The 18,645-nt window shown below is 53.1% G+C and carries 12 protein-coding genes and 3 pseudogenes; 8 read left to right on the forward strand and 7 right to left on the reverse strand.

Annotation, left to right across the window (positions count from 1 at the left end):
* The first annotated feature begins 65 nt into the window (after positions 1-65).
* Entirely contained in the window at positions 66-1,505 is a 1,440-nt protein-coding gene (locus ACHZB8_RS19420) for a M23 family metallopeptidase (protein WP_316862749.1), read from the forward strand.
* An 87-nt stretch (positions 1,506-1,592) separates the two neighbouring features.
* On the opposite strand, the gene prfB is transcribed toward ACHZB8_RS19420, so the two are convergent.
* From prfB to ACHZB8_RS19445, 5 genes and pseudogenes are all read right to left on the reverse strand, one after another.
* Positions 1,593-2,727 (reverse strand): peptide chain release factor 2 gene (gene prfB / locus ACHZB8_RS19425; protein ID WP_316862750.1). Its coding sequence is split into 2 segments (ribosomal slippage): positions 1,593-2,657 and positions 2,659-2,727, totalling 1,134 coding nucleotides; the frame shifts between segments, so codons are not numbered across the junction.
* A gap of 120 nt (positions 2,728-2,847) precedes the next feature.
* The gene (locus tag ACHZB8_RS19430; RefSeq protein ID WP_316862806.1) at positions 2,848-5,295 is read right to left on the reverse strand and encodes a penicillin-binding protein 1A; all 2,448 of its coding nucleotides are present in this window, start codon (positions 5,293-5,295) and stop codon (positions 2,848-2,850) included.
* Between the two features lie 295 nt (positions 5,296-5,590).
* Positions 5,591-5,902, reverse strand: coding sequence for an N-acetylmuramoyl-L-alanine amidase (locus ACHZB8_RS19435; RefSeq protein WP_394706223.1), 312 nt, complete (start codon positions 5,900-5,902; stop codon positions 5,591-5,593).
* Positions 5,841-6,224, reverse strand: a pseudogene (locus ACHZB8_RS19440) (N-acetylmuramoyl-L-alanine amidase); the annotation flags it as partial. The pseudogene ACHZB8_RS19440 and the gene ACHZB8_RS19435, both read right to left, overlap by 62 nt.
* Before the next feature lie 113 nt (positions 6,225-6,337).
* Positions 6,338-6,844 carry an AMIN domain-containing protein gene (locus ACHZB8_RS19445; protein ID WP_316862752.1) on the reverse strand — a complete coding sequence of 169 codons (507 nt, stop codon included), beginning with the start codon at positions 6,842-6,844 and terminating at the stop codon, positions 6,338-6,340.
* Positions 6,845-7,711: 867 nt separating this feature from the next.
* Between ACHZB8_RS19445 and ACHZB8_RS19450 the strand changes: the two are divergent.
* Positions 7,712-10,827: pseudogene (locus ACHZB8_RS19450) on the forward strand (Rne/Rng family ribonuclease).
* 81 nt (positions 10,828-10,908) lie between these two features.
* Here the strand turns inward: ACHZB8_RS19450 and ACHZB8_RS19455 are convergent.
* A pseudogene (locus ACHZB8_RS19455) lies at positions 10,909-12,059 on the reverse strand (pyridoxal phosphate-dependent aminotransferase).
* 151 nt (positions 12,060-12,210) lie between these two features.
* Here ACHZB8_RS19455 and ACHZB8_RS19460 point away from each other — a divergent pair.
* The 6 genes from ACHZB8_RS19460 to aat all read left to right on the forward strand — a co-directional run bounded on the left by ACHZB8_RS19460 (position 12,211) and on the right by aat (position 18,089).
* A complete protein-coding gene (locus ACHZB8_RS19460) occupies positions 12,211-13,656 on the forward strand; it encodes a M48 family metalloprotease (protein ID WP_316862754.1) in 1,446 nt (481 codons plus the stop codon).
* A 175-nt stretch (positions 13,657-13,831) separates the two neighbouring features.
* Positions 13,832-14,623 carry a DsbA family protein gene (locus tag ACHZB8_RS19465; RefSeq protein WP_316862755.1) on the forward strand — a complete coding sequence of 264 codons (792 nt, stop codon included), beginning with the start codon at positions 13,832-13,834 and terminating at the stop codon, positions 14,621-14,623.
* Between the two features lie 343 nt (positions 14,624-14,966).
* Positions 14,967-15,407, forward strand: coding sequence for a type II 3-dehydroquinate dehydratase (aroQ, locus tag ACHZB8_RS19470; RefSeq protein ID WP_316862757.1), 441 nt, complete (start codon positions 14,967-14,969; stop codon positions 15,405-15,407).
* Between the two features lie 75 nt (positions 15,408-15,482).
* Entirely contained in the window at positions 15,483-15,956 is a 474-nt protein-coding gene (accB, locus tag ACHZB8_RS19475; RefSeq protein WP_316862758.1) for an acetyl-CoA carboxylase biotin carboxyl carrier protein, read from the forward strand.
* Between the two features lie 21 nt (positions 15,957-15,977).
* Positions 15,978-17,318: an acetyl-CoA carboxylase biotin carboxylase subunit gene (accC, locus tag ACHZB8_RS19480; RefSeq protein WP_316862759.1), complete on the forward strand. Its 1,341-nt coding sequence runs from the start codon at positions 15,978-15,980 to the stop codon at positions 17,316-17,318.
* Between the two features lie 126 nt (positions 17,319-17,444).
* The gene (gene aat, locus ACHZB8_RS19485) at positions 17,445-18,089 is read left to right on the forward strand and encodes a leucyl/phenylalanyl-tRNA--protein transferase (protein ID WP_316862760.1); all 645 of its coding nucleotides are present in this window, start codon (positions 17,445-17,447) and stop codon (positions 18,087-18,089) included.
* Here the strand turns inward: aat and ACHZB8_RS19490 are convergent.
* Positions 18,086-18,517: a DUF2155 domain-containing protein gene (locus ACHZB8_RS19490; RefSeq protein ID WP_394706224.1), complete on the reverse strand. Its 432-nt coding sequence runs from the start codon at positions 18,515-18,517 to the stop codon at positions 18,086-18,088. The genes aat and ACHZB8_RS19490 overlap by 4 nt on opposite strands.
* Between the last annotated feature and the right edge of the window lie 128 nt (positions 18,518-18,645).

The following is an 18,645-nucleotide window of genomic DNA, read 5'->3' on the forward strand; positions in this document are numbered from 1 at the left end:
TTGTTAACCATACCAGTGCTCAAATAACAGAGACTGACAAGACCAATCTATTTGCTGGGTATTCTATGCGATCGCAAGTTGGAAACAAAGAGTTCGGGCGCAGAAAAGAGCCACATCGGATTATCATAGCCCATGGTGATACGGTTCAGGATTTTACGATTCGCCCATGGGTCGTATCGTCCTTTATCATCCTGGGTGTCTTTTTCAGTATCATCTACCTTTCGGCAACGGCCTATCTCGTCTTCCGTGACGACATCATTTCCTTTTCGCGCAGCGAACAGGCCATGATGCAAGCGAAATATGAAGACCGCATCGCCAAATTGCGGTCCCAGATCGATCGTATCGCAAGCCGTCAGATGATCGACAAGCAAACACTGGAAGATCACGTTCAGGATCTGATGCGAAAGCAGGCTGATTATGAAGCTTACTCCTCAGTTCTGGAACCGATCATCTCAAAGGCACGCAAGGCAGGTCTGCCCATCCGCTCCGAAATGAAAGTCCCCTTGCCCCGCAAGGCTCCATGGCGCAAGAAAGACAAGCAGGCCAAGGCGACAGAGGCCCCGACCCAGAAGCCGGAGGATTTGCAGCTTGCCATGGCATCGGCTTCTTCCGTTTCTGCAACGCCAACAGAAGCCGAGATTTCAAATCGTTTCAGCGAGCTGACCAAACTCGGTTTCAGAAGCACAAATTCCTTCAACAGCGACAGCGAGCAAATCGCTTCAACCTATTTCGACAGCGAAGAACCCCTGTTTCTGGCAGACGCTTCGCCCATCGAGCCCGATTTGGAAGAGCCTGAAAATCAGACCATATTCAAGTTGACGGATGCCTCCAGTCGCCTTGAAAAGGAAATGATGCACAGCAAGGCCATTCTCAACAATTTGCTGACCGATCTTCATTTCAAATCCGTGCGCGTCGAACAGCGCATTGCCTCGCTTGGCATAGACATGCAGTTCATAGACCCCGAGGCAGCAATTGGCGGCCCCTATATCCCGCTGACCGAAGACTACAACCACGATCAACTGGCCGAAGAAGCTGAAAAGGTTGAATTGGCACTGGATCGCTTCATGCAGCTAAAAAGCAAAGTGAGAAGCTTGCCGATCACCCATCCCTTGCCGTCAGGCCACCTGACCAGCAAATTCGGCATTCGCAAGGACCCCTTTCTTGGCAACATGTCGATGCATTCAGGGATCGATTTGGGAGATCTTTACGGCAACCCGATCCGGGCCGCAGGCGAAGGTGTGGTCACCTATGCCGGAGCACGATCCGGTTATGGCCTGATGGTTGAAGTCGACCATGACAACGGTGTCGTGAGCCGCTATGCCCATATGAGCAAGACGCTGGTCAAAAAGGGGGAAAGGGTCCGCGTCGGAACCATCCTTGGCAAAGTCGGCTCGACAGGGCGATCAACCGGCCCGCACCTGCATTTTGAAACCCGCGTCAACGGCAGGGCAGTCAACCCCTATTCCTTCCTGATTGCAGGCAAGGAACTACACAAGATTCTCTAGGCAACGTTCAGGATACAAAAAACCACCGCTGGCAAGACCAGCGATGGCAGGTAGAAACGACGTTTGACACCGCCTCACTTCTGAATATCAGACCAGATCATCGACCGGCGCGTCTCCTTCGGTGCCATAGGCACGCTGGGCAAGCGCCGCTTCCATATAGGGGGTCAAAGCCCCATCAAGCACATCCTGAGGACTCGTGCTTTCAACTCCGGTGCGCAAATCCTTGACCAACTGATAGGGCTGCAAGACATAGGAACGGATCTGGTGTCCCCACCCGATATCGGTCTTGGAAGCAGCCTCGGCACTGGCTTTCTCTTCACGGATCTGCAATTCGCGTTCATACAAACGTGCCCGCAACATATCCCACGCCTGAGCGCGGTTTTTGTGCTGAGAGCGTTCGTTCTGACATTGAACCACGATTCCCGTCGGATGGTGGGTAATGCGAACCGCCGAGTCGGTCGTGTTCACATGCTGCCCACCTGCACCAGACGCGCGATAAGTATCGATACGACAATCACTTTCATTGATTTCGATCTCAATGGAATCATCAATGACCGGATAGACCCAAACCGATGAAAAGGACGTGTGCCGCCGTGCCTGACTGTCAAAGGGCGATATGCGTACCAGCCGATGGACCCCGGATTCGGTTTTTGCCCAACCGTAGGCATTCTCGCCCTTGATCATGATGGTTGCCGCCTTGATGCCAGCTTCCTCACCGGCAGTCACCTCAAGAACGTCCACCTTGAACCCTGCTTTCTCGGCCCAGCGGGTATACATCCGCAAAAGCATTGAAGCCCAGTCCTGACTTTCTGTTCCACCGGCACCAGAATGCACCTCGATATAGCAATCAAGACCATCCGCCTCGCCCGAGAGCATAGTCTCTATCTGCTGACGGTTGATATTGGCAAGAAGATCATTCAATGCCGCTTCGGCTTCGGCCACAACGTCCTGATCATCTTCCATTTCACCCATTTCAATGAGTTCGACGGAATCTTCCAGATCCTGATTAGCCTTGATATATCCGTTGATGGCCGTCTCCAGCTTCTGGCGCTCCTGCATAAGCTTCTGCGCCTTCTGCGGATCATTCCACAAATCTGGATTTTCAGCGATATTGTTGAGCTCTAGAAGCCTTTTCTGGGACACATCCCAGTCAAAGATGCCTCCTCAGCAGAGCCAGACCCTGCTTGATTTCATCAACCACATTTTGGATTTCTGCGCGCATTCATTTCTCTTTTCTTCACGACAGGACAAACGTGACATGCCTGCCCAAATCTAGCTATCAGAGTAACAGACGGGCGAATGCGAAAAGCTCGCATTCGCCCGAAACCGAAATTTTGTGGATTTAATACAGACCGCCAGTACCCTGCGTCAAGGCATGTTCGGCTTCCTGTGCCGAAACAGGGACACCCATATCATCGGTAAAGCCGATAACCGAATAACTATCCGGAGGGAGAGTGCCGGGCTTGAAGGCTTCAAGGATCACACCGCTATCCCCGGCCGAAGCGCGCAACCCGGTGCGTCGATCAATCGGAATGAGCTGCAAACCTTCAGGAACCTTAAACGGCTTCTTGGGCTTGTCCTTGAGAGCAACCTTCATGAATTCTGTAAAAATCGGCGCTGCCAGATGACCACCGGTCTGGCCTCTCCCCATCGGCCTTGGTTTGTCATAGCCGACATAAACCCCCACAACGAGATCTGGAGAATAGCCCACGAACCATGCGTCCCGCTCGTCATTCGTCGTGCCGGTCTTGCCCGCAATGGGTTTGCCGACTTCACGCACGACAGGGGCTGTCCCGCGGATCACCACCCCTTCCATCATGGAAGTGATCTGATAGGCCGTCATCGGATCGAGAACCTGTTCGCGGTTGTCGATCACAGTCGGCTCGTCCTGCATGTCCCAGCGCTGCACATTGCAATTCTCGCAAATGCGCTGGTCATGCTTGTAGATGGTCTTGCCATAGCGATCCTGAACACGGTCAACAAAAGTGGGTGTAATCCGGCGCCCGCCATTGGCGAGCATCGAATAGGCGGTAACCATACGCATCACGGTCGTCTCACCGGCACCCAGCGACATGGACAGAACCGGCATCAGGTTATCATAGATACCGAACCGCTTGGCATATTCAGCAACGAGCGGCATTCCCATATCCTTGGCCAGACGCACTGTCATGACGTTACGGGACTTCTCGATGCCAAGGCGCAAGGTTGATGGCCCGTAGAATTTGCCACCATAGTTCTGAGGCCGCCAGATACCTTGCCCTCCGCCCTGATCAATTTCGATCGGAGCATCCATGACCACGCTTGATGGCGTATAGCCATTGTCCAGAGCGGTTGCATAGACAAAGGGTTTGAAGGATGAGCCGGGCTGACGATAGGCCTGGGTTGCACGGTCAAACTGGCTCTGATCATACGAAAAACCGCCAGCAATCGCCAATACACGCCCAGTCATCGGGTCCATGGCAATCAAGGCACCAGAGATCTTCGGGATCTGTTGGAGACTGTAGACACCCTCTCCGGCCTCGGAAACATACACGACATCGCCAGGAGTCAGGACCGTGGAAACGTCATTGACGGCCTTACCCTTTTTGTCGCCGGTCGTCCATTTCGCCCATTTCAGATCCTTGAGCGGAATGACGCCGGTCACGCGATCCTTGGAAACCGATCCGGTTTCCGAAACAACGGGACGCAGACCGATATTGGCTTCCTTGCCCGCCGCCGACAGAACAACTGCCAGCTTCCACTCGGGCACGTCAGACAATGGTTCATGTTTGACCAGTGCCTTGCCCCAGTCACCGGTAATGTCGATGGTCGCGATGGGACCACGCCAGCCATGACTGCGATCAAACTGTTCCAGACCGTGATTGAGGGCCTTGCGCGCCTCGATCTGCAAATTGACATCGAGTGAGGTGCGCACAGACAAGCCACCGTTATAGAGCTTCTCCTCGCCAAAATCCTTGATGATCCAGCGCCGGACCTCTTCCGCAAAATAATCGGCAGCGAAGATGTGGGCTCCACGAGGCCGGAATGTCACCTGCAAATCCGTTGCCTTGGCCTGATTGGCCTCCTCGACGGTCACATAACCGTTGCTGACCATTTGGTCTATGACCCAGTCGCGACGCTCGATGGCCTTCTGCTTGCGACGGATCGGATGATAGTTGTTCGGCGCTTTCGGCAGAGATGCAAGATAGGCAATCTCCGCCAGCGTCAATTCATGCACAGACTTGTCGAAATAATGAAGAGCGGCCGAACCAATACCGTAAGACCCGATACCGAAGAAGATTTCATTGAGATAGAGTTCGAGAATCTCTTCCTTGGAAAAAGTCTGTTCGATACGCATCGAAAGAAGCGCTTCCTTGATCTTGCGCTCATAGGACTGCTCAGAGGTCAGAAGAAAGTTCTTGGCAACCTGCTGCGTGATGGTCGACGCCCCGACCAGACGGCGATTCTGACCCAGATTTTTGACGTTGGTCAGCACAGCGCGCGCGATACCGGTGAAATCAAGGCCGGCATGCTGATAGAAATTCTTGTCCTCGGCAGAAAGAAAGGCCTGTTTCACCCGCTCTGGAATCGCCTGAATGGGCAGAAAAAGGCGACGCTGCCTCGCGTATTCAGCCATCAATTGCCCGTCCGCAGCATGAATGCGTGTCATCACGGGAGGCTCATAGTTCCTGAGGGCAGTAAAGTCCGGCAATCCCTGCATCATGGAATTCAGGAAAATATAAACCGCCGCTGCAATCACGACAAACAGCATCGAACCTGCGGCAAAAAGAAAGCCGAAGAAGCGCCAAATTATCATATCCGATCCTACTTACATCATTTATCCAGCGTCAGCCCGTGGAGATGTCCAAATCTCGTCAGCATCGCTATACTTGGATTAGCTGCCAAAGGCAACGGCACACCACCCGGGATATGCATCTGAATTGCCACTTGTGTCGCTCATATCACAACGCAAGAAACCGCGATCAAATGCAGCCAATCGGCCAACCAGCCCTGAAAAAGCCCTGCGGTTGGCATGAGGACGTCCCGTTCAGCCCTCGTTCTCAGCTGCTCAGTGACATAACAATGGGGCAGCAAAAGGGCTTCGATTATCGATCCCACAGCGCGAAACACACCAAAACAGTGTGCAGATGACTCGCCACTAACCGGGGACGCGTAATGAAAAGGCCACTTGAGTGAACGGCGGTACGCGCAAAGAAACTCTTGATCGAACGAACGATGGACCCGATGGCCTTTTGCCGCCATTGCTTGGACTGAAGATCGACCCGATCGGTCTTGTTGGACAGATAGCCAAGCTCCAGAAGGACGCTCGGAATATCGGGTGCCTTGAGAAACCTTGAAACCGGCGGAGCGTTGGGGCGTCTTGGAAAGGCGGATTGACGACTTGAGCGCTCCGACAAGCGTGCGCGAATAAAGGTTTGAATGATTTGTCGTTTCTCTGCGCGTCAGATCAATAAGGATATCGGCAACCACGTCATCCTTTTCCTCGACAGGAAGCCCGGCCAGCAAATCCGATTTGTTTTCCTGTTGTGCAAGCTTGTGCGCGACCGCATCCGAGGCCTTGTCCGAAAGCGTATAAACGGTAGCCCCACGAACATAGTGTTCCTGCACGATGTCGGCGTGGATGGAAACGAAGAGATCGGCCTTGTGTTTGCGTGAAAAGGCCACACGGTTGCCAAGAGAAATGAACTTGTCCGTCTCGCGCGTCATCATCACGCGCATATTTCCTTCGGGCCAAAAGCGCCTTCTTCAGGGCATGGGCAAATTCGAGCACGATCTTGCTCTCCTGCACGTTGCCCGAAACAGCACCGGTGTCTATTCCGCCATGGCCCGGATCAAGAAACCACGAGAGGTCGATTGTCTTCGCCCTCCTCCGAGTTTTGTTTCTCGGGCTCATTCAATAACACCAATCGATTTTCCTGCCGCTTGCCATTTGCCTTGACCCGAATCACATTGCCCAATGTCTCTTTTGAAAACGCGTCCTTGCTTGTGGCCTCAAGTTCAACGATCATCCGCGCCGAATTGTCATCGATGGCTGGCAATGTGTAGGCCTTGTTCACTTTTACCGGCCCGGCCAGATCAAGCACCACGCGCGACCGGCCACCGCTGAGATTGCCAAAGCGGAAATTGGATACAATTCCTCGCTCCACTTGCTCCATGCCCTGATCCATCTCGAAATCCATTTCCGGCATTTCTATGACCAGCCGATACGGACTATCCAGAGCAAAGACCTTAAAAGCAACGGTGTCAGAAACATTGAGAATGAACTTGGCTGAATCCTTGCCACCATCTGTCCGTGCCGCATGAACCACGGCCACAGCCTGATCCACGGGCTGAGCCATCAGACCGGATGACAGTCCGCACAAGATCAAGACAGATATCACTATTGGGGCGCATAACTTGAATGGGAGCATGAGTCTCTTTGCCTTCCGGATCAAAAAAATTGCATATCCAAGATCATTTAACGCGTCAAATAAGGCGTGGACACAGCAATGACAAGCACTGGCAAAAATGCCCAAAAACAGAAACATGATGGTAAGAGGGTTAACCTCATCTTGACCAAAATAGTTTATGCACATTGATGCAAGATAAAACTTTTTGAAAAAGCAAGCAAAAACAGCAGGTCAATTCACTTGTAAATGCTCCTTGCCCTTGCATATTTGCAAAAGGAACCCTAAAAAGGCCCTTGGGCTATTGTAGCTAAGCAATGATCCGATTCGAATGTCCGCAGTTTTGACAGGAAAGACGTCAGTACCGGACGTGTGGCGAAAATGATCGACACGGCAAGTCGAGTTGCCCGACAAGACATTTCGCGCCTTCGATTGAAGACATGCCAAGCCGATGGCAAATAGCCTGAAAAATTCAGGAATAGTCCTGAAAGCAAACTGATTTCGCAGCAATTCGGAACGCGTACAAATAGTCCGAAATTGCACGCAACGAACCGTTGCCCGGGATTTTTCAAAACGCCCGAGGCAAAGTTTTTTTTAACAAAAGGACCGACCGAGGTCATGAGCACGACGATGAGCCCCAACGCCGGAGATAGCTTTGCAGCAAAAACTGCATGCCCTGGCATCTGGCCATTTTCGCAGCCTGTCTACAGTCAAGGTCGGGCCTACACCAGACAAAAGCGAAGAAGCGCGAACCTGCCGAGCGTCGGTTGACCCGTCCATAACGGTTGTCGGCGCGCCTTTTCGTGGAGAGAACACCATATGGCAAACCAAATGCTTGTCGATGCGACGCATCCGGAAGAAACCCGGGTCGTTGTCGTGCGCGGCAATCGGGTCGAAGAATTCGACTTCGAGTCCGCCAACCGCAAACAGTTGCGGGGTAATATCTACTTAGCGAAAGTAACGAGGGTCGAACCGTCCTTACAGGCAGCATTTGTGGATTACGGCGGAAACCGTCACGGCTTCCTCGCCTTCAGCGAAATTCATCCTGACTATTACCAAATTCCCATGGCGGATCGTCAGGCTCTGCTTGCTGAAGAGCATGCCTCTGACGACGAGGATGACGACGCACCAGTCGCACCAAAATCCTCATCGAGAAAATCTCGCAGGAATTCAGGAGGCTCTCGCTCAGCAAAAAGAAATGCTGAAAGCGACAGGGACGAGGCACAAACCGAATCTGCCGATACCGCAGAAGCCACCACCACCGACAAGACAGAAGAAATAGCAGCGCAATTCGTCTCCTACGCCCCCGCTGGCGAGGAAGAAGGCGAAACTGTCCTTGAGGCAAATCCGCTCCCGTCATCGGATGAAGATGCGCAGCCGGAAGCCGCACAGGAATCCGACGATCAGGAAGAAGCGCCCGCCGAAGCAATCGCCCAGAACCCGTCAGAAGCCCCTGAAAGTGATGCTCAGACAGATTCCGCTTCAGAACAGGCAGACATTGAGAATTCGGACGAGGAAGACAAGACCCCTCCCGCACAGGCTCATGCAATAGCAGAAGACGAAAGCCTGAGCGGTCGACGCCGAAGAGCTTGAAGAAGCCGAGGAAATTGGACGAAGACGAACATGTTTCCTTCAAGTCTGATGATGTCTCTGACATCAATGAAGACGACGACGAAGATGAAGATGAAGACGCAGGTGTGGAGCATGTCGGAGCTGAAGACGCTCTTGAAGAAGTGCCTGAACGCCGAGCCCGTCGCCGTACCAAACAATACAAGATTCAGGAAGTTATCAAGCGTCGCCAGATCCTTCTGGTGCAGGTCGTAAAAGAGGAACGTGGCAACAAGGGCGCAGCCCTGACCACCTATCTTTCGCTTGCTGGTCGTTATTCCGTGCTGATGCCGAACACCGCACGCGGCGGTGGCATTTCACGCAAGATCACCAATGTTTCTGACCGCAAGCGTCTCAAGCAGATCGCCTCCGAGCTGGAAGTCGCCGACGGCATGGGCGTCATTCTGCGCACCGCCGGGGCCTCTCGCACCAAGACCGAGATCAAGCGCGACTTTGAGTATCTTCTGCGCCTTTGGGAAAATGTGCGCGATCTGACGATGCAGTCCGCAGCCCCCATGCTGGTCTATGAAGAAGGCTCTCTGATCAAGCGCTCGATACGCGATCTTTACAACAAGGATATCGATCAGGTTCTGGTCTCTGGCGAAGAAGGCTACAAGGAAGCGAAAAGCTTCATGCGCATGCTGATGCCAAGCCATGCCCGTAACGTTCAGCCTTATCGTGAGCCGCAGCCGATCTTCACCCGCCTCGGCATTGAACATCAGCTCGACGCGATGTTCAGCCCACAGGTTACTCTGAAATCGGGTGGCTATATCGTGATCGACCAGACCGAGGCACTCGTTTCCATCGATGTCAACTCCGGTCGTTCGACACGCGAGCACAATATTGAAGACACCGCGCTTTTCACCAACCTGGAAGCCGCCGAGGAAATCTCGCGCCAGCTCCGCCTGCGCGACCTTGCAGGTCTTGTCGTCATCGACTTCATCGACATGGAAGAAAAGCGCAACAACCGCGCGGTTGAAAAGCGCCTGAAAGACTGCCTGAAATCTGACCGGGCACGTATTCAGGTCGGACGCATCTCCCATTTTGGCCTGATGGAAATGTCCCGTCAGCGCATCCGTACCGGCGTGCTGGAAAGCACCATGGACCCGTGTCCGCATTGCCATGGTACCGGTTATGTCCGAGCCGCAGCCTCGGTTGCCTTGCTGGTTTTGCGCAGCATCGAGGATCATCTGCTCAAGGGTGTCAATCACCACGTGATTGTCAAAACCCGCGGCAATGTCGCACTCTATATTCTCAACCAGAAGCGTCACAATCTGTTCGAGCTGGAAAACCGTTTCGGCATCCAGATCATCATCGAAGTCGACGATCATCTGGAAGGCAAGCATCTGGAAATCAAACAGGGCGAGCCTTTGGCAGAACCTGTTGCGCCAACGCCAACCATTTCCATGCAGACCACTGACGATCTTGACGAAGATTATGCCTTTGAAGCCTTTGAGCAGGCTGAAGAGGACAAGGAGCGCGAAGAGGAAAGCAGCTCCAAGAAACGCCGTCGTCGTCGTCGTCGCAAAAAGTCACAGACCGAAGCCAGAAGCAACCAGCAGGATGTCGATGGCGAGGAAGATGAAACGGCAGAAGAGCAGCCTCAACCATCCGAGCAGAGTGAAGCTCGGGAAGAGGATGATGGCGAAGAAAAACCGAAGAAAGGCCGTCGTCGCGGTCGCCGAGGTGGTCGCCGCAACCGGCGCAACCGCACCAGCGATGCAGAAGCTCAGGAAATGACAGCCGAAGCCATGGAAGTGGCGGGTGAACCAGGCTCAGTAGTGACCGAGGCCACTGAGCATGAACCTGAGGCAACACCTGCACCGGACACACCATCATCCGACAGCGAGGCAGCCCCTCAGGCGTCGTCAGAAAGTGCGGATGCTTCATCTGAAACGGAAGCATCAAACGCTTCTGACAATGAAAACAGCCCGACCGATTCAAACGAACCTGTTGCCGATGCTGTTGCAATGTCTGAAACCGTGGCAACAAACGAGCCTTCAGAACCAACAGAAGACACTCAACCGGTTGCAGAAACCCCGGTTGCAGACACCATTGTTGAGCAGGCAGCCGATGAACAGCCTTCCGAGGACGTGTCTGCCCCATCAGCTTTTGATGATGACGCATCGAGTAACCAAGCCCCTGAAGATGCCGCATCTGATGGCGAGCCGCAGGAACAAGAGGGCGAGGCGTCGGGTGAAGCTCCATCCCCGGTAGAGGCAGCCCCTGCCCCGGCGGAAAAAGCCCCGGAACCCGAGGAGCAGCCAGAGCCGGAAGACAACCGTCCCAAACGGACCGGCTGGTGGAACCGCTCCGGATTTCTTTAAGCCAAACGCTCAAAGCTCATAAAGAAAAAGCTGCACCAAACCTGGTGCAGCTTTTTTATTGCCCAAAATCTGTGTGCAACCTTATCCCAGCCATGTCCCTAGTCGGCTGATCGCTTCGGCCATGTCGACTTCCGTTCCGGCAAATGACAGCCTGACATAGCGGCTCCCACGAAGCGGATCGAAATCGGCTCCGGGTGTAATCGCTACGCCCGCCTCATTCAGCGACCGACGCGCAAATTCCATCGAGTCATTGGTCAGTTTGCTAACATCGCTATAAACATAAAAGGCACCGTCCATCGGCAAGAAGTCGCCAAGGCCAACCTTTGGCAGGGAGGCCAGCAAAAAGGCGCGATTGCGTTCATATCCCTGTTGACAAGGTCAAGCTCTTCTGTTGCATCAAAGGCAGCCATCGCGGCCACCTGAGAAAGCATCGGCGGGCAGAGATAAAGGGATTGGCTGAGGCACTCGACCGCCCGCCTTGCGGCTTCTGGCAGGATCATCCAACCAATACGCCAGCCCGTCATGCAATAATATTTCGAGAAAGAATTGATGATCACGACATTGGGAGAGAAACGCAAAGCGGTCTCGGCTTTCATGCCATATTCGAGCCGATGATAGATCTCGTCTGAAATGAACCAGACGCCAAGCTCGTCACAAAGCTCAACCACGGCCTTCAGCGCGTCTGCCTCCATGATCGTGCCCGACGGATTGGCCGGGCTCGCAATAAGCACGCCCTTGATCGGCTTTTCCTCATGAGCTGCAAGAATTTCCTCGGCAGTCAGGCACCAACGGTCTTCCGCCCTCGTCTCAATTTCGACAACCTCAAGGCCAAGAGAAATCAGGATATTGCGATAGGCCGGATAGCCCGGGCTTGGCAAGACAATGCGGTCTCCAACATCAAACAGGGCCAGAAATGAAAGATTGAAGCCCGCACTAGAACCGGTCGTCACAGCCACTGCATCTGGAGAAACCGAGACCCCATACTGCTCGTCATAATGCGCCGCAATCCGTTCTCTCAAGGCGCGGATCCCCATGGCATCGGTATAGCCGATCCGCCCATCAACCAGAGCCTTTTGAGCAGCAGCCAAAACCGCTTGCGGAGCCGGAGCACCGGGTTGCCCAATTTCCATATGCACAATATCCTTGCCCTTTGCTGCAAGAGCGTTGGCCTCTGCCATGATATCCATGGCAAGAAAGGGATCGACAGCGGCCCTTTTGGAAATCGTGATCATTATTTTGTCCTTTTACGCATGGTATTGCTGACGTCATATTTTTGACCAACGCGGATGGAAAGAATGACTTTAAGCATTACTGCTTAAAGCATCAGCACGCAGCCAGAACGAGCGCATTGTTTGAATTTGTCAATTGTGGAAGGTCATACCTATGTTTCAGCACTTTGGTATCAACTCTGTTCCAAAAGTTCCAGCCTTGGTGCGCGAGAAACATCTTTCAAGCCCTAAGCATGTCCTGAAAAAAGCAGTCCTGTTCTGTTTGACGGCAATGATCGGGCTGCAACCGATCATAAACAGCAGCGAAGCGCTGGCACAGAGCCGCACAGTCAAACTTGTTCGAGACGCAGAAACCGAGGAACTCATAAGAGACTATGCACGACCGGTCCTCAAGGCAGCGGGCCTCAAGCCGGAGAATATCCGCATCCATCTGGTCAATGACAGCCGCTTCAACGCATTTGTTGTTGATGGCAAGAGGATTTTCATCAACACCGGAACGATCATCCAATCCAAAACCCCCAATGAAATCATAGGTGTTCTTGCTCACGAGACGGGGCATATAGTCGGCGGACACCTCATTCGTTTACGCAGAGCGATGCAAACGGCCCAGACCCTTGCCGCGGTAGGCATGCTCGTTGGTGTCGGCGCAGTGGCAGCAGGGGCTGCATCCGGCCAGTCCGGTGCCGCGCAGGTCGGCAGCGCCATCGCTACAGGCGCTCCAGGCATCGCCCAACGAACCTTTTTGAGCTATGCCAGAACAGAGGAAATCGCAGCAGACAGGGCAGCTGTCCGTTTTCTTGAAAAAACCGGTCAATCTGCCAAAGGAATGTTGCAAACCTTCCAGCGTTTTGCAGATCAATCACTGTTTTCCGCCCGCTATACCGACCCATATATTCAGTCCCACCCAATGCCCCGTGATCGCATGGCCCAAATCGAACGCCTTGCGAAAAAGAGCCGCTATTTCAACAAGACCGACAGCCCTGCCCTGCAATTGCGCCACGACCTGGCGCGTGCCAAACTGGCCGCTTTCACCCAAAGCCCGCAACGAGTCATGCGAAGTTACAAGGGCAATGATCTGCCAAGCCTTTATGCACAGGCCATTGTCACCTATCGGCTGTCCAACCCGAAAAAGGCTATTCGCATTGTCGATCAGCTTGTGAAGGCACAGCCAAACAATGCCTATTTTTGGGAATTGAAGGGACAGATCTCTCTCGAAACAGGTAAGGGCGACGAGGCGATTGCACCGCTGCAAAAGGCGGTCTCGCTACGCCCGAATGAAGGACTGCTCCGTGTCATGCTCGGGCAAGCCATTCTGTCTTCGCGCAAAAACAAGGACTACGGAGCGGCTGTTTCGCATTTGCGGCGTGGATTGCAAAATGATCCCGATCAGACCGTCGGCTATCGTTTTCTGGCTCAGGCCTATGAGGCGCTGGGCAACCGCGCACAAGCCGAAATGGCCACGGCAAACGGCTATTTTGCTGCCGGAGACATTCCTTCGGCCAAAGCAATGGCTGCACGCGCGAAAAAGAAACTCAAGCGCGGATCACCCGAATGGCTTCAGGCTGACGACATATTGTCCTATAAGAAACCAAGACTGTGAAATGAAAGAGCTATCGTGATTTTTCCATGGCTCGGTGCCGTGGTCAGCGTCGAATGGTCACAATCAAGTGAACAAGTCCAAAATTGTATAACATTGTTATCAATCTGCCCTATTCTGTGCGCCAAATCCGAAGTTTGAATGTGTTTGATACCGAAATTACAAGGACGCCTTATCCATGCGCAAAAACAAGCCTCTATTTGTTTTCCTGTTTGCCGCCCTTTCCATCTTGAGCCTGAGCGCGATCTCTTCACGCGCTGCCGAATTCAACGATGATCAGAAACAGGAAATTGGCAAGATCGTAGAAGATTACCTGCTTGAAAATCCTGACGTCATTCGCAAGGTATTTGTCATTCTCAGTCAGCAGGAAGCAGAACGCCAAAAGCAAGCAGAGTTGGCCCGCGCAGAGCAGGCAAAGCAAGCCCTGGCCGAACATCAGGACGAGATTTTTGGTGGCAAGGATCAGATTGTTCTGGGCAATCCGAAAGGCGACGTAACCCTGGTCGAGTTCATCGACTACAACTGCGGCTATTGCAAGCAGGCTTTCGGAAGCATGCTTGAACTCATTGAAAAAGACAAGAAGCTGCGGATCGTTCTGAAGGAATGGCCAATTCTGGGACCACAATCGCAGGAAGCGGCCATTGTCGCTGTTGGCGTAACGAAGCTCGCTCCTGAAAAATATTGGGATTTTCACAAGGGCATGATGACCCTGCGCGGCTCTGCCAACAAGGAAAGCGCCCTGAGGACAGCCGAGAAACTTGGCATCTCACGCGAGGAATTGGAAAAGCTCTATAACGACGAATCCCTGACTGAACCGATCATCGACTCGATGCGTCTGGCGGACCTGCTGCAACTGACCGGAACACCCGGCTATGTCATCGGCGATGAAGTCATTCCCGGTTTCATTCCACTTGAAGCCATCGAAAGCAAAATCGAAAGCGTTCGCAGCTGCGGCTCCACCAGTTGCTAAGCAACAATCTCTGCTAGCAACAGTCCACCACGTTCAAATCCGCTCTCCCGGTCATCGCTATACCTGATGATCGGGAGAAATGGTTTTTTTCAACATCCAGCAGCGTCACAGAATCGTCATGTTTTTGGAAAAATCATGACGATAACTACAAATGACAAGCATTCCTCTTCCTTTATTGCCTTTTCACTGACCTTGGGAAGCCCTATAAGAAACGTCAACGAGTATACCGTCCGGACGGCATGCCCTGTTTCTGTTCCCACACGGCCCCATGATTGCTATGATGTTGGTCTGAGAGCAGAGTGATATGCTTTAGAAAAAAAATGCTATTTCGTGGAATTTGGCTATGACCAAGACACTATTCGTTCTGAACGGCCCTAACCTGAATATGCTTGGACGCAGAGAGCCAGGTATTTATGGGTCCATCACATTGTCCGATATCGAAGAGATGTGCCGAAAAAAGGCTGCCTCATTGGGCTGGTCGATCGAATTTCGACAAAGCAATCACGAAGGCCAGATCATTGACTGGATTCATGAAGCAGGCGAGAAGGCCGCTGGCATCTTGATCAATCCCGCCGCTTACACTCACACCTCAGTTGCACTTCAAGACGCTGTTCGTGCAGTTTCTCTGCCCGTTATTGAAGTGCATTTGTCTAATATCCATGCAAGAGAAGCCTTCCGACATACCTCCTTTATCTCCCCCGCAGCCCTCGGCGTCATTTGCGGACTCGGAGCACAAGGATATGAATTCGCAATCGAAGCACTCGTGCATCACCTTGAACAATAAGCCGCCTGCCCGGTACCAAGAGACCTGGCCGCAATTGCCCATTGCAATTGCGACAAACCAACGGAACGCGAACTTATGACCAAAGAAAAGAACAAACTTGACCCTGATTTCATCCGTCAGTTGGCTCAACTGGTTGAGACACATGATTTGACGGAAATTGAAATTGAAGAAGATGATCTTCGGATTCGAGTTGCCCGAGAAATTGTTGTGCAGCAAGCAGCCCTTAATGCTCAGCCTGTTGCGATGGCCGCACCTGCTGCCGCTCCCACACCATCTGCACCGGTTGCTATTGCTGACTCATCGGACAGCAATCTGGCCAATGCGGTCCGCTCGCCAATGGTTGGAACAGCTTATCTGGCTCCGGAACCAGGCGCAGCCCCATTTGTGTCTGTTGGTGACCAGGTCAAGGTTGGCGACACACTGATGATTGTTGAAGCCATGAAAACCATGAACCAGATCCCGTCCACCAAATCGGGCAAGATCACTGCCATCCTGATCGAAGACGCTCAGCCGGTCGAGTTTGACGAACCACTGGTCATTATCGAATAATCAGGGATATAGAGGAACATCATGTTTTCAAAGGTCTTGATCGCAAACCGTGGTGAAATTGCCCTGCGTGTTTTGCGGGCCTGCAAGGAGCTCGGCATCCAGACTGTCGCGGTTCACTCAACCGCCGACGCTGAAGCAATGCATGTCAAGCTCGCAGACGAAAGCGTCTGCATCGGCCCCCCTTCAGCACGGGAAAGCTATCTCAATATCCCACAAATCCTCGCAGCCTGTGAAATAACGGGCGCGGACGCCGTTCATCCCGGATATGGCTTTCTGTCCGAAAACGCCCGTTTTGCCCAGATTCTGGAAGAACACAAGATCCAGTTCATCGGCCCGAGCGCAGAGCATATCCGCATCATGGGCGACAAGATTGCAGCCAAACAGACAGCCAAACGGCTGGGCATTCCGGTTGTACCAGGGTCCGAGGGTGGCGTTGACACGGCGGAAGACGCCAAGCGGGTCGCAGCCGAAATGGGCTATCCCGTCCTGATCAAGGCAGCCTCTGGCGGTGGCGGAAAGGGCATGCAGGTTGTCCGCTCTGAAAAAGACATCGCCATCGCTTTCTCGACCGCACGCTCTGAAGCAGCTGCAAACTTTGGGGATTCCACGGTCTATATCGAGAAATATCTTTCGAAGCCGCGCCATATCGAAGTGCAGGTCATGGGAGATGGCAAGGGCCATGCCATCCATCTGGGCGAACGCGACTGCTCTTTGCAACGCCGCCATCAGAAAGTTTGGGAAGAAGCCTGCTCACCTGCCCTGAACAAGGAACAGCAGAAGAAAATCGGCGATATTTGCGCCCAAGCCATGCAGGGCCTAGGCTATTCCGGAGCAGGAACCATCGAGTTCCTCTATGAAGATGGCGAATTCTATTTCATCGAAATGAACACCCGCCTTCAGGTCGAGCATCCGGTCACCGAATCCATTACCCGGATCGACCTTGTAAACGAACAGCTCAAGGTTGCCTGCGGTGCGGGCCTTGATATCAGGCAGGAAGATGTGGTTTTCCAGGGTCACGCCATCGAATGCCGTATCAATGCCGAGAATGCGGAAACCTTCGCACCTTCACCCGGCAAGATCACCTATTATCACCCACCGGGTGGCCTCGGTGTTCGGGTTGATTCAGGTGTCTATCAGGGCTACTCGATTCCGCCCTATTATGACAGCCTGATCGGCAAACTGATTGTTACGGGCCGCAACCGGGTCGAATGCATGATGCGTCTGCGCCGCGCTCTGGACGAATTTGTTGTCGATGGCATTCAGACCACCCTGCCCTTGTTCCGCAAGCTCGTGGAAAATCCTGATATTGCCAACGGCGCCTATGACATCCACTGGCTGGAAAAATATCTTGGCATGAAATAGCCAGAGGCTCGTCTTGCGAGCCAATCACACCCTTTCAGGACCGTGCCTTCACTTGAGGTACGGTCTTTTTGCCTTTTGGGCGAGACATGCACGAAATTGCAAGAGAAATGCCCTACATTTGCTCATATGACCGATAGCTCATCTCACATCGATATCACCCCCCAGATTCTTCTGCGCGCTTATGCCTGCGGCATTTTTCCCATGGCGGAAGATGCAGATGATCAAACCATGCTCTGGATTGAACCGGACATGCGCGGGATCATTCCACTGGACGAATTTCATATATCGAAACGGATGAAACGGACGGTGCGGACAAGCCCTTATGATATTCGCGTTGATTCCGATTTCGGAGCCGTCATGGATGCCTGCGCGGAAGCTGCGCCGGACCGTCCATCAACCTGGATCAACGCACAGATACACCAGCTTTACAGGCAATTGCATGCCATGGGCCATTGTCATTCGGTAGAGGTCTGGGATCAGGACCGGCTGATTGGCGGCCTATATGGTGTCAGTCTTGGCACGGCCTTCTTTGGCGAAAGCATGTTTTCCCGCGAACGCGACACATCCAAAATGGCCCTCATCCATCTTGTGGAGCGCATGAAGGCCGGTGGATACACCCTTCTTGATACGCAATTCATCACCGATCATCTCAGGCAATTTGGTGCAATTGAAATTCCCAAAGCCGATTATCATGTCCTGCTCGATCAGGCCATGCAGACAAGAGCCGATTTCTTTGCGTTGGATGGAAAGCAGCCGGGCCCGAAAGCCTAGTTCGGCTGAGGGACTTCCGACTTCTGCTTGCAGCCGACCAGCCAGACATCATAGACCGAGTGCTCAACCGCATTCATGCCGGGACTGGACGCAAACATCCAGCCAGTGAAAATCCGGCGAACCTTTCTCTCAAGCGTGATCTCGTCCACTTCGACAAAGGCCGTTTCTTCCTGCCGTTCCGTTTCCGGTCGCGTATAGCACATACGTGGGGTCACCTGAAGCGAACCGAACTGGACAGTTTCATCGATATAGACGTCAAACTGAATCATGCGGGCGGTGATTTTATCAAGACCTGCAAAGACGGCGACAGGATTGGCAGCTTTCTCGGCAAACGCAGCCTGAGAGATCAGGCAGAAAAGAAACGCCAGCCCGGCAGCAAACCACGCCCTCATCATTTTCAGATTTTCTCGCCCTACCATTCCAGCCATTACCACTCCCGAGGATCAGGCCCGCAATGCTCTGTGGCAACAGAAAACTGCAAAGAAGCCCCACCACCTAATCAACAATTTCAAGTCTCGATCCCATGCCGGAGCTGTGAAGCACAAGCGGGTCCCGC

The organism is uncultured Cohaesibacter sp. (assembly GCF_963556055.3).
Classification (GTDB): domain Bacteria; phylum Pseudomonadota; class Alphaproteobacteria; order Rhizobiales; family Cohaesibacteraceae; genus Cohaesibacter.

What these genes read in the sequence shown, in the direction of transcription:
- ACHZB8_RS19420 (WP_316862749.1), top strand. Translation starts at nt 66, where the DNA reads ATGCGATCGCAAGTTGGAAACAAAGAGTTCGGGCGCAGAAAAGAGCCA.
- ACHZB8_RS19445 (WP_316862752.1), bottom strand. Translation starts at nt 6,844, where the DNA reads ATGGCTCAGCCCGTGGATCAGGCTGTGGCCGTGGTTCATGCGGCACGG.
- ACHZB8_RS19460 (WP_316862754.1), top strand. Translation starts at nt 12,211, where the DNA reads ATGTTTCAGCACTTTGGTATCAACTCTGTTCCAAAAGTTCCAGCCTTG.
- ACHZB8_RS19465 (WP_316862755.1), top strand. Translation starts at nt 13,832, where the DNA reads ATGCGCAAAAACAAGCCTCTATTTGTTTTCCTGTTTGCCGCCCTTTCC.
- aroQ (WP_316862757.1), top strand. Translation starts at nt 14,967, where the DNA reads ATGACCAAGACACTATTCGTTCTGAACGGCCCTAACCTGAATATGCTT.
- accB (WP_316862758.1), top strand. Translation starts at nt 15,483, where the DNA reads ATGACCAAAGAAAAGAACAAACTTGACCCTGATTTCATCCGTCAGTTG.
- accC (WP_316862759.1), top strand. Translation starts at nt 15,978, where the DNA reads ATGTTTTCAAAGGTCTTGATCGCAAACCGTGGTGAAATTGCCCTGCGT.
- aat (WP_316862760.1), top strand. Translation starts at nt 17,445, where the DNA reads ATGACCGATAGCTCATCTCACATCGATATCACCCCCCAGATTCTTCTG.
- ACHZB8_RS19490 (WP_394706224.1), bottom strand. Translation starts at nt 18,517, where the DNA reads ATGGCTGGAATGGTAGGGCGAGAAAATCTGAAAATGATGAGGGCGTGG.